General features: G+C 41.1%; 6 protein-coding genes and 1 pseudogene. 6 read left to right on the top strand and 1 reads right to left on the bottom strand.

Features of this window, described 5'->3' with window-relative positions; all coding sequences use genetic code 11:
• Nucleotides 1-289 precede the first annotated feature (289 nt).
• Nucleotides 290-961, bottom strand: a complete 672-nt coding sequence (rpe, locus tag C3B55_RS00575) for a ribulose-phosphate 3-epimerase (RefSeq protein ID WP_129210526.1) — start codon at nucleotides 959-961, stop codon at nucleotides 290-292.
• Nucleotides 962-3,587: 2,626 nt separating this feature from the next.
• Between rpe and C3B55_RS00570 the strand changes: the two genes are divergently transcribed.
• The 6 genes and pseudogenes from C3B55_RS00570 to C3B55_RS00545 all read left to right on the top strand — a co-directional run bounded on the left by C3B55_RS00570 (nucleotide 3,588) and on the right by C3B55_RS00545 (nucleotide 10,732).
• Complete coding sequence (locus tag C3B55_RS00570) at nucleotides 3,588-6,314, top strand: LPS-assembly protein LptD (RefSeq protein WP_129210524.1); 2,727 nt, start codon at nucleotides 3,588-3,590, stop codon at nucleotides 6,312-6,314.
• Entirely contained in the window at nucleotides 6,289-7,614 is a 1,326-nt protein-coding gene (locus C3B55_RS00565; protein WP_457912704.1) for a peptidylprolyl isomerase, read from the top strand. The genes C3B55_RS00570 and C3B55_RS00565 overlap by 26 nt, the downstream gene beginning before the upstream one ends.
• Nucleotides 7,611-8,600 carry a 4-hydroxythreonine-4-phosphate dehydrogenase PdxA gene (gene pdxA / locus C3B55_RS00560; protein WP_129210520.1) on the top strand — a complete coding sequence of 330 codons (990 nt, stop codon included), beginning with the start codon at nucleotides 7,611-7,613 and terminating at the stop codon, nucleotides 8,598-8,600. Before C3B55_RS00565 ends, pdxA begins: the two co-directional genes overlap by 4 nt.
• Nucleotides 8,597-9,403 carry a 16S rRNA (adenine(1518)-N(6)/adenine(1519)-N(6))-dimethyltransferase RsmA gene (rsmA, locus tag C3B55_RS00555; protein ID WP_129210518.1) on the top strand — a complete coding sequence of 269 codons (807 nt, stop codon included), beginning with the start codon at nucleotides 8,597-8,599 and terminating at the stop codon, nucleotides 9,401-9,403. Before pdxA ends, rsmA begins: the two co-directional genes overlap by 4 nt.
• Before the next feature lie 124 nt (nucleotides 9,404-9,527).
• Nucleotides 9,528-9,890 (top strand): annotated as a pseudogene (locus tag C3B55_RS04620) (ApaG domain-containing protein).
• Complete coding sequence (locus tag C3B55_RS00545; RefSeq protein ID WP_129210516.1) at nucleotides 9,890-10,732, top strand: symmetrical bis(5'-nucleosyl)-tetraphosphatase; 843 nt, start codon at nucleotides 9,890-9,892, stop codon at nucleotides 10,730-10,732. Before C3B55_RS04620 ends, C3B55_RS00545 begins: the two are co-directional and overlap by 1 nt.
• Nucleotides 10,733-12,040: the final 1,308 nt, after the last annotated feature.

Genomic DNA, 12,040 nt, shown 5'->3' with positions numbered 1-12,040 from the left:
TAAATACAGAAATTCTTCAACTAATAAAAAGGTATGCAAATATACTGCAATAAGACCATAATCACGCATGTTGGCGCTATAAGCCAATTAAAGCTTTAATAGCTTGTATTTAGAATGCACAAGAATATGTACTACATGGAATCTCTAAAAATAGTTGAATGATTTTCTAGCAACGTTACCTTTGCGCACACCACTGGGCAGTTATCAAGTAACAGTTGCAGATTACCAAATCATCAATTATAGCAATGATAGCAGTTTGTTGTGACGTGTAACTGATTAAAACCGCTTATCAAAGTACTAATGCAAGTTCTGTACGCATCTTATTAATTACTTCCTGGTAGTTTGGGGCTTTAAAAATCGCTGAGCCAACCACAAAAGTATCAGCACCAGCCACTGCAATCTCGCGGATATTATTAATATTAACCCCACCGTCAATTTCCAAGCGAATGTCACGGCCCGACGCATCGATCAACATGCGCGCTTCACGCAGCTTGTTGATGATGCCAGGGATGAACTTTTGCCCGCCAAAACCTGGGTTGACGCTCATTAGTAAGACCATATCGATCTTGTCTATCACGTACTCTAGCAAGCTCAACGTCGTGGCTGGATTAAACACTAGACCAGCTTTGCAGCCACCTTCGCGGATAAGTTGCAAAGTGCGATCAACATGCAAAGTAGCTTCCGGATGAAAGGTAATATAAGTAGCGCCAGTCTCAATGAAATCGCTGACGATGCGATCAACTGGACTGACCATTAAATGCGCATCAATCGGTGCAGTAATTCCATATTTACACAGTGCTGCACACACCATCGGTCCAATGGTTAAGTTGGGCACGTAATGGTTATCCATAACATCAAAGTGCACAAAATCTGCACCAGCTGCTAATATCTTGTCTACTTCCTCACCCAGGCGGGCGAAATCAGCAGACAAAATCGATGGAGCGATAACGAATGGTTGCATGAAGCACCTTATTTTTAAATTAAATCAAGATGACGTGAATTATATACTTCATGCTTTACAAACTTTACACAGCGCACCGCAAATAGGCTCAGCAACCAATAAGTTAACCTTTAAGTTAACTCAAAATCTTTGCGTTAACATTGTGCGGTTTATTTGCGCATCAAGCGCTCAGGTCTAGCCACTTCCATAACTGTAGCCTGGGTTACGTTATTTACGGTACACCGAAATCACTTCAGATCTGCCAAGTCCATATGACAGCACACAGTCGAATCATCGCCTTTCTAAACTGATAGGCGCATTGTTAATGCTATACTAAGTCATAGTAACCTGTACAGTCTTGACTGTGTTCAATATCTGTTCGAAACAAACTAGCTTATTTCAGTGAAATATATAAGCAGCGGCACATTATTCACACCATTAATAATATTACAACACGTGCCTAACTGGCACCTACGCCAAGGTATGCACTGGCCAATTCCAACAATACTTGCAGCTAACTGTTTTTTCGCAATACTTTATAGTCGACACAAAACAAATAACCAATACGCTGTGCAGACTATGTTAATCTGGTCTTCATGCCAGTCTTCGTGCATACGCATATGTAATCTGCGACGAAGGAGGTTCGTAGATCAGATAATATACGGTCAAAAATTTTGTAAGGACGCATTATTAATATGATAAACACTCATACCAAGATGCTAAATTTAATGTGCTTGATATCCATAATAATCAGAGATTATCAATATCTAGGCACGTAAGCTCATCATCTAATTGCTCAATGGCACTATTGCTAGTCATAAGTTTGTAAATAATCCTGAATTGGATAGCGCTCATATTCGCGATATCTTAATTTATTATAGCATTCGCTATTATAGGATAACATAAGAATAGCTGGGTTTTTAGTTATCAAGCATTTATAACTCTAAATTGTGAAACATTCAACACGCACAATAAACAAACGATAGGTCAAGATCTACCATCGTACATTACTGACAAATACTGACTTACCTATAAGGTTGCTTAAATCACTTTTAGACACGAATGAACGATATACTTTTGCCGTTATAACTCATATAAATATCCTTGATGGAATTACGCACTTGTGCATACTTGGCACAAGTATTGGTAATCTTATCTAAATCATGACAGCTAAGCAATACAGTGATACACACGTTTAATAATTGCTAGTTAGCTTGTAGTTATTACCATTAAAGAATGCGCTAAACCTCTTAAGTAGCTTAGCTATCATTAGCTAATGGCTTAAGCAATTGCGTGCGCCGAGCCTAACAGCTAGAAAGTATCGATCGACGTACTTAACACAGCGACAAGTATGACTTAGGTATCACGTAATACTGGCAATAACAATGACCTCCGGACACTAATCAGTACCTCTGACTATCACATGCTACTACTCAGTAGTCAGTAAGGTTTCAACACGCGTTGGATAATTAAGCCTACTAACATCAATCCAGCACCACATCATGTGCCTTAATAGCTAAATCTTGGATTGTGACTACCCTTCCATGTAATAGCAGCACTAACTTGCAAGCACTGGCGCTACAACTCGTTAATAGCTATGAATCAAAATAAAATACCACTGAAGATACCACTGAAGGTAATGGTATAAGCACAGGGCACCACATCAATGATGCAAATCATTACTCAAACAGAGGTCGCTATTAGTAATATCATGGCTAGGTATGTCGCCTAATAACTAGTGAGTTAACCATTCTAGAGAGGCTTATTACACAGACTGGCAAAACAAAGTCTATCGAGAGTCGCTATTAAGCCAGTAAGAATGGTTTATAGCCTAGCAGCGTAAGCGTCTTGAATATCCACTAGTTTTCACGGCTCACCTTCAACTGAATACAGGATGCGTAAGCTAAATTATATACTGTTGCTAAGTAACTTGCGATTTGTTGGCTAATCCTAGCCTAATTAATAACTATTTCACTAAAGCGCCGCCATAAAAATTGCTACTGTACGCTGAAATCGACACTTACATGCCAGAATACATGCTACTTTAAAATAATTCCAACTTCACGCGCAACAAAGCAACTTTATAGCTGAACAGTGGAGCGTTTATCGACAATCGCTAAAAAGTTAGTACAACTTCAATGGGATTGGTAAATAATTAGTTGGTATTGTGCTTATCAATCATTCAAATAAGTGTTTTGACTTACATGATTAAGCAAAGCCGCGATTTAAGTAAAAGCCGCACAGCAAAATTTTTTGTATAAAATTTTGGCGCATTAGCACTTGATTTCTCAAGTAGACGAGTAATATCACCAAAAATTACATAGTGCTCATGTAACTTATGGTGCATGTATTTATGACAAACATCCAGCCTCTACCTTTTCACTAAAACAACGCTTAAAACTCGCGTGATTACCATACGCAGTCAATGTAGCTTGATATGTTGCATATTAGTTCTGAACATCACAAAAAATCGGCAACCGTTCACCCATTTACCATAAACCTAGATCTTACTCAGGCATCAGAAAGGTTTCTGACAGCGCTAGCCATCAGACGAGCTATGCTTTATTATCACTCATAATTTTAGGCCATCGCAAGACATACGGCTTTAACCGTAAGCAGATGGTACGTAGGCAGCCAGGACAAACAAATGGCACTAAAATACCTCATGTTTTGTAATAAATTCAAGTTAGTGATAATTGGCAGCTTGCTAGCCATGCAACCTTTTGCTATTCCCTTTATTATTGCCGCTGAACAATATGAATGCTCGGTCTCTGCTGATGGTGTCTGGGATTGTGCACCAAAAATCGCCGTAGCCCCACCACTACAGCACCAAATGCATAATAGCGTAGCCGTCAGTGCTGAATATAATCACCTGGACTGGATGACTCGTGATAAGCTAACTGCAGCCCAGCTAGCTACAACCAGCCAGTATTGCTCCGGTGCGTATATAGAACCTACCCGTCCCGGCATGAACGATAAAACAGATAAAAAAAATACATCGACCGTCATTGGTGCAAAGGCATCGCGTTACGAGCAAAAACAACAAGTCACAACCCTGGCCGGTGACGTCGTCATACGTCAGGGCAGTATGCAGCTGCAGGCTCAGGAAGCCTGCCTATATCAAGCCGAAAACCGCGGTAAGCTAAATGGTAACGTTCAGCTGCGCGAGAACGGTGCCCTAGTTGTTGGCGACTACGCAGAGGTCCAGCTTGATACTGGAACTGCTCAGATCAAAAATGCCGAGTACGTACTGCATAAATCACACATCCACGGTAACGCTCTGTACGCCAAGCTGGTAGACAATATGTCAATTCATCTCAAAGACGGTACGTATACCACCTGCGAGCAGGACAGTAACGATTGGCAGATTAACGGTAAAAACATCATATTGAATTCAGCTACAGGTTTTGGTATGGCTAAAAACGTAATGTTACGGATCAAGAACATACCGATTTTATACACCCCATACATCTACTTCCCGATTAACGATCGCCGTCAGTCTGGAGTCTTGCCGGCAAGCTTTAGCACCAGCAGCGAAAATGGTTTTACCCTAGTTACACCATACTACTTTAACTTAGCACCAAACTATGACGCCACTTTATACCCGCAATATATGGCCAAACGCGGTTTGCTGATGGAAGGCGAATTCCGCTATCTTACAAAATCCGGCGAAGGCCAGTTCGGCGGTACGTATATAAACGATAACAGCGACAAGCATAAAACACATAAAGATTACGAAAAAACTCGATATATGCTGAAATGGCAGCATGAAAGTGGGCTTGATTTACGTATTTCAACTGTAGTTGACTACACAAAAATCAGCGATCCACTCTACTACCAAGACCTGAAGTCATATCAGGAAGGCAGCCAGACCCAGGACTTCGTCAATCAACAGGGTACCATAACCTATCGTGGTGACAGCTTTCAAGCTCAACTAAACCTGCAGACTTACCAACTGGCAACTTTTTCACAGATCACTCCGTATGACCGGTTGCCGCAGATTACTTTTAAAGGGATGTTGCCGTACTATCTAGGCGGGGTTAACTTTACCTACGAGGCTGAAGCTGTTCGATTTAATAGGCATCTAAGAAGTCGCTCAAATTTTGAGAGAAATAGTAGCCTATTCGATAAAAATAATATTGCCATGGGTGATAAGCGACCAGATGATTACGTAACAGGTTTAACCCGTGTAAACGGTAATCGCCTAAGTATCGCTCCAGCCGTCGAATATCCAATAAACTGGACTTATGGTTTTATTACGCCAAAGCTCAAGTATTTCTATACTAAATATAATCTTGATCTAGATAGCAAAGGTAAAAGTGATATTATCACTGCACACTCAAATGTAAACACAGCTAATTCACATATTAGTGACATATTCAAAAATTCACAAGATCGTGCAATTCTAATCGCAAGTATCGATAGTGGTTTGTATTTTGACCGCAATACTAACTGGTTCGGTAAAAACTATCGTCAGACCTTGGAGCCACGTGCCTACTATCTCTACGCACCCAACAAAGACCAAAGCGATATCCCAATATTCGATACTGGTAAATATTCACTGAGCTACTCTTCTATGTTTCGCGATAACCGCTTTGGTGGTACTGACAGAATTGGCGATGAGAATAAACTGTCCTTGGGCATAACCAGCCGATGGATCGAAGAAAATGATTTTGAGCGTCAGCATGTAAGCATCGGTCAAGCCTTATACTTCAAAGATCAAGCAGTGCAGATTCCAGGTAATCTTGCAAAACAACGTACAGAAATGCAGTCTAATATCTTACCTATCGCACTGGAGTACGAGTATAATTTTAATCGCGATTGGCGTGCTACTGCTGACTACAATGCTGAAAGCCATAGCCCGCAATCCGGCAGCGCACTGTTTCACTACCAGCCGGAAAACAACCCTAACAAAATTATCAACGCAAGCTACCGTTACCGCAACAATCAAATTTTCTATAACCAAAGAACCGGGCAGTGGCAGTCTGGTAGTAACTACGGCAAGCACGGCTATACGAATTTCATTAAGGATTACTATAAAATTCAGCAACACGACTTCTCGATGATATGGCCAATTATGCCTCAATGGAACCTGATCACCCGCTGGCAGTATGACTATGCACGCAACCGTACACTAGAGGCTTTTGGTGGTTTTGAGTATGACAACTGCTGCTGGAAACTACGCGTAGTTAACCGTTATTGGATTTCTAATGATGAATATAGCCAGATCACCCCGTTTAACGAAAAAAGCAACCACGGGCTTTTCTTCCAAATCGTTCTTAAAGGACTAGGCGGTCTGACCGGCTCTAAGGTAGATGGTTTCCTGGATAAAGGCATTGAAGGTTATCGTGAACGTAAAAATCAAACTTTCTAATTGCTTGCAACTACTAGCACTTGGCGCATTGCTCATAGAGACTGCATCGACGCACGCTACAGTTCGACAACTAGATAAAATAGTTGCTATTGTCGATAATGATGTAATCATGCAGAGCCAACTCGATTACCGAGTTAAAGAAGTTCAGCACACCATCGCTAAGCGTAGCGGTAATGTACTACCTACCACAGTCCTAATCCCACAAATTCTAGAACACCTGATTATTGAAAATCTACAACTACAAATTGGTGAACGTTCCGGAATTCATATTTCAAACGAAGAACTGAATCAAACATTAAATACTGTAGCTCAACATAATAATATGAGCATTGACCAATTTAAAGCTACTTTAACTCACGATGGATTATCTTATAAAAATACGCTAGATAAAATTAAAAATGAAATGATAATTAACCGTGTGCGTCAATATAAAGTAGCGAAATATATTCATGTATCAGAACAGGAAGTGCAAAACTTCCTTACTTCAGACTTCGTTAAGATGCAACTATCCGAAGAACTACATCTGGCTAATATCTTGATTCCAATTACAAACAGCACTAATGCTGAGCAATTCAATGCAGCTGTAACTAAAGCTCAGGCAGTGTATGCTCACCTGAAAGCTGGTGCTGATTTTGCCCAAACAGCTGTTGCCGTCTCTAATAGCGACAGCGCCTTGAGCGGTGGCGATATAGGCTGGCGTAAAGCTGTTCAATTGCCACCTCCATTGGACCGCAAGTTAAGCACCATGAAAGTTGGTGAAATTACGCAACCAGCACGTATGCCTGGCGGTTTTATCATTCTCAAATTGCTTGAGAAACGCAATAATGAGGCATTACTCAAAAACGAAGTGCATGTTCGTCATATTCTCATCAAACCAAACAATATCCGTACTGAACAGCACGCTAAAGAACTGGCCACGAAAATATATAACCGCATAAAAAACGGTGAAGACTTTGCTTTCCTAGCCAAAACTTTCTCGGAAGACCCTAGCTCAAGCCTTGATGGTGGCGATCTACACTGGATTGACCTAAAAGCATTGGTACTAGAATTTCAAGACGTAATATTAAAAATCCCACAAGGCGTTCTATCTAAACCATTCCGTACTCAATATGGCTGGCACATCATGGAAGTCCTTGATCATCGCACCACAGACAACACAATAAAAGCACTTGAACAACAAGCCATGAACATACTACGCAACCGTAAGTATGACATAGAGCTGCAAAACTGGTTACACCAGATACGTGATGAATCTTACGTGGAAAATAAGCTGCTAAATAATTACCAGGCAGCACAGTGAAGCCTAAGTGTTTTGCTTTCACGCCAGGCGAACCAGCAGGCATTGGTCCAGACCTATGCCTGTTGCTTACCTCGTATCCTCAACCACACAACCTAATCGCCATTACAAGCCTCGACCTGTTGATCGAGCGAGCAGCACAACTTGGTCTAGCTGTCAAGTTTCTAGATGTAGCGCCAGGCAAATGGCCTACCATGCCTGCACCTGTAGGCAGTTTGTATGTATGGAATACTCCGCTAGCAACTAAAGTGGTTGCCGGGCAACTCAACAAAGCTAATGTGACATTTGTGCTAGAAACCATAACACGTGCTGTTCAAGGCTGCATACATGGCGACTTCGCTGGCATGATCACCGCGCCAGTGCATAAAGGTATAATTAACGAGTCTGGCATAGCCTTTTTTGGCCATACCGAACTCATTGCCAAACTGACCAACACTAGTCAAGCAGTAATGATGCTTGCTACAAGCGGCCTAAGGGTTGCCCTAGTGACCACACACTTACCATTACGCGATATCGCCAATGCTATCACCGCTACACGCTTGGAGTGCGCTATACGCATCCTATATAGCGACCTACAGCAGAAATTCGGTATTAGCCAACCACGCATCCTAGTTTGCGGGCTTAACCCTCATGCTGGCGAAAGTGGCTATTTAGGTCACGAAGAAATCGATATAATCGACCCTACATTAAAACAGTTACGCCAAGAAGGTATAGACCTATGTGGCCCATTGCCTGCGGACACTTTATTTACCCAAAAATATTTAAAGCACTGCGATGTAGTACTAGCGATGTACCATGACCAAGGCTTACCTGTACTAAAATATAAAGGCTTCGGCGTCGCTGTCAATGTGACACTGGGTCTGCCAATTATCCGTACCTCTGTTGACCATGGCACTGCCTTGGGCTTAGCTGGCAGCGGTAAAATAGATACCGGCAGCCTTTACTTGGCTCTAGAGACCGCTTATAAAATGGCTGAGATCCATGTATGATTGAATACTACCAGCATCGGGCGCGCAAGCGATTTGGGCAAAACTTCCTACAAGACGCTAGTGTTATAAAACAGATCATGCACTCCATTAATGCCACGCCTGAAGATCGCCTGCTAGAAATTGGTCCAGGTAAAGGAGCTTTAACGCAAAGTCTGCTGGATAGTGGCGCTCAACTGGATGCAGTGGAGCTAGACAAGGATTTAATCCCGATCCTCAATCAGCGGTTTGCTAATAAACTCAATTTCAACCTGCACCAGGGTAATGCACTAAAGTTCAATCTTGATAGTCTAAATACTGCGCCTAACAGGCTACGGGTAGTTGGCAACTTACCATATAATATTTCTACACCGTTAATTTTTCACCTGCTAAATAAAATAGGAACCATCTGCGATATGCATTTTATGCTGCAAAAAGAAGTGGTCAAGCGTTTAGCTGCTAGCCCTGGCAGTAGTTATTGGGGTCGCCTGTCAATCATGACTCAATACCATTGTTACGTGGAACACCTCTTCAACGTTAGTCCGGGAGCCTTTAATCCACCACCACAGATCGATTCAGCCATCGTACGACTAGTGCCACACGCTGTACTGCCGCATCCTACCAAGCATTATGAGCTACTAAAACGCGTGGTACGCGAAGCGTTTAGCCAACGCCGTAAAACATTGCGAAATACGCTAAAGGTACTGTTGAGCGATGCCGAGATCAAAGCCGCCAGTGTTGATAGCGATTTACGCCCAGAGCGGCTAGACCTAGCCGCATTCGTGCGCCTAGCTAGGCAGCTTGCTATATCCAATCCACTGGCATAGGCTAAGTCTTCCTACAGCATTAGGCTAGATAAACATATCTAGCCTAATGCTGTACTCATGGCCTAGCATAACTAGCATCCACTGTGCTTAGCTTTTGCTTTTAAGGACCTTTTTTGCATGTCAGATCCTTGCTGTCAGCGTTATCACCAACTTCCTCGTAGACTAATCGCAACAAGAACATAACCGCTTCGCCTTTGCCTATACCATCACAGTGCAGAATCACGAGTTAGTGTTAACTAAGCCACTGTTGCGCAATTGAGTAATCACCAATAGTAATGACTGGATCAATGAAGTATGAGATTTGGATATAGTCAGTCAGCAACCGTTAATAAATATCGGTATCAATCATACCTACAGCATCATCATAGTGATGACATCTAAATTCAGCACCATGCATAACTCATATCAGATGAAAGATGTAGATGTTAAACTATGTGATGCCATTATATCGTTATTTCGATTAGCAGTGCCAGGAACCATGCACTGATGACTACGTATGCGGTTGGCGACCTGCAAGGTTGCCTAGAGCCCCTCAAGTGTTTGCTCCAGCAGGCTGACTTCAACCCAAGTAAAGATCGCCTGTGGCTAGTTGGCGACTTAGTCAATCGTGGCCCTAAGTCTTTAGAAACCCTGCGCTTTCTTTATAAAATACGCTACTCATTAGTATTTGTACTAGGTAACCATGATCTACACCTGCTAGCAGTTAGCAGCAACATAAAAAACTTGAAAAAAGGCGACACCCTGCACGAAATTCTTGAAGCGCCAGACCAGGCTAAGCTACTTGACTGGCTGCGCCAACAAAAATTTATACATTATGACAAAAGCCGCAATATAGCCTTGGTCCATGCCGGTATCCCGCCCCACTGGACGCTCAAGAAAGCCATGAAGTACGCCACTGAAATAGAAAATGCACTGATCGATAACCACATTTATGCCGCCTACTTAAGCGGTATTGACGGCAATAAACCAGTCAAGTTAGAGACTAACCTCACGGGCATAGCCCGTCTGCGCATAATTACTAACTACTTCACGCGTATGCGATTCTGCACCGCAAAGGGTAAGCTTGACCTTAAACACAAGGGAGGCGTAGATACTGTAATAACAGGCTATAAGCCATGGTTTGCCCATAAAGAACGTAAGACCCGTAACATAAAGATTATCTTTGGTCACTGGGCAGCTCTTGAAGGTAAGTGCGATGAACCAGACGTGTTCGCTCTTGATACAGGTTGTGTATGGGGTGGTACCATGACCTTAATGAACATCGACACCGGTGAACGTTTAGTCTGCCATTGCAAATCTTTTCTTTACTGTAATACGGAAGGTCGCTAAGCAGCCGCTTAGCAATAGAAAACCGCCATAAACTAATTCAAATATATCCCTACACTTAATACTAAATTAAGTGTGAGAAAGCCGCTTTGGTAGTTGACATTTACCGTCTACCAATTATTCATTGCCACGATATTAACATCGTATAAAATTTAAATAAAATACAATATTAAAACTTTATCATGCTACCGTTATCAGTACGACGGCAATCCTGGCTTACTGCTAGGGCAACTTCAGCTAAACTAAATGCTATTTATTTGGTTATCATGAGTACTACCTTAATTAGTGACAGTTTAGACTGTGACTTTGAGCAACAAGGACGCCATTACCTTCATAAATTATTTTTTTAGCGCTACTCATAATATTTTTATTATATTTAACTATCTATTATCACATTATAGATAATATAGTTTATGAAGAATAGCACAGCCAAACTAATTTTATATCGCATATTCACCATATTGACTTACGAACTATATTAAAGCGTTAATTATCTAAATCAAAGAAGCCAGTATATTGGTGTACGAGCCATCAATATGGTTCATAGATATTTCTAAAAGAAAACAGTTATTAGAAATTAGTAATAACTATCAATATCTACATATTGATTCAAAGATGATGCATTGATCAGCTACCGAAATTCTGATCAACTAGATCATAACTATTGCATGGTGCTACGCGCATATATAAATCACACCGTTAGGTGCACTAGGTTAAGTGATTGATATGAAAATATCGCTGTAGCCTGTGCTGGTACCTCAACTAAGTAGCAACTATTCTTAATCATTCGTATCTACCAGGTCTTACGTAACTTCCTAGCATATAATGGTAACATTGCTTACTCATAACAAAGCATACATGCTAACTAATATTAATTTATTCATAGTAAACACTTAAACTAGTATAAGTATATAATCAGAAAACCTGCTACATTGCGACAGATTACGCACAAAGATATAGTCATATCCAGATTGAAGTGATTACCGACGAACAAACTGATATGGATAACTTTGCTTCGGTAAACATACACCTAGCGTATAATGCCATTAGTTTTAAGGCAAACTTTTCCTAAGCATAGCATTAAAAGGATTAATAATCATTGCTATATGGCCATTGCCAGTGAGATGGTTATTAATAGAGTATTACATGCCTGCTAGTAAGAAACAGAATCTATATGAAGATATTAGTGATGATTCATACGTGCCATGGATATAATAGCTTCTTCAAAGGCAATGACTGTCTTATACACTTAGACTGATCATAACTTAATCATTGATCGTATAATGTTCGTAAAGCAAAGCACATTATATA

The organism is Candidatus Pseudomonas adelgestsugas, from assembly GCF_004124255.1.
GTDB lineage: Bacteria > Pseudomonadota > Gammaproteobacteria > Pseudomonadales > Pseudomonadaceae > Aquipseudomonas > Aquipseudomonas adelgestsugas.
This window is presented reverse-complemented; position numbering and strand designations above follow the sequence as displayed.

Bases quoted from the DNA above. Each gene is read 5' to 3' on its own strand.
- rpe (WP_129210526.1), bottom strand. From the start codon at position 961: ATGCAACCATTCGTTATCGCTCCATCGATTTTGTCTGCTGATTTCGCC.
- C3B55_RS00570 (WP_129210524.1), top strand. From the start codon at position 3,588: ATGGCACTAAAATACCTCATGTTTTGTAATAAATTCAAGTTAGTGATA.
- rsmA (WP_129210518.1), top strand. From the start codon at position 8,597: ATGATTGAATACTACCAGCATCGGGCGCGCAAGCGATTTGGGCAAAAC.
- C3B55_RS00545 (WP_129210516.1), top strand. From the start codon at position 9,890: ATGACTACGTATGCGGTTGGCGACCTGCAAGGTTGCCTAGAGCCCCTC.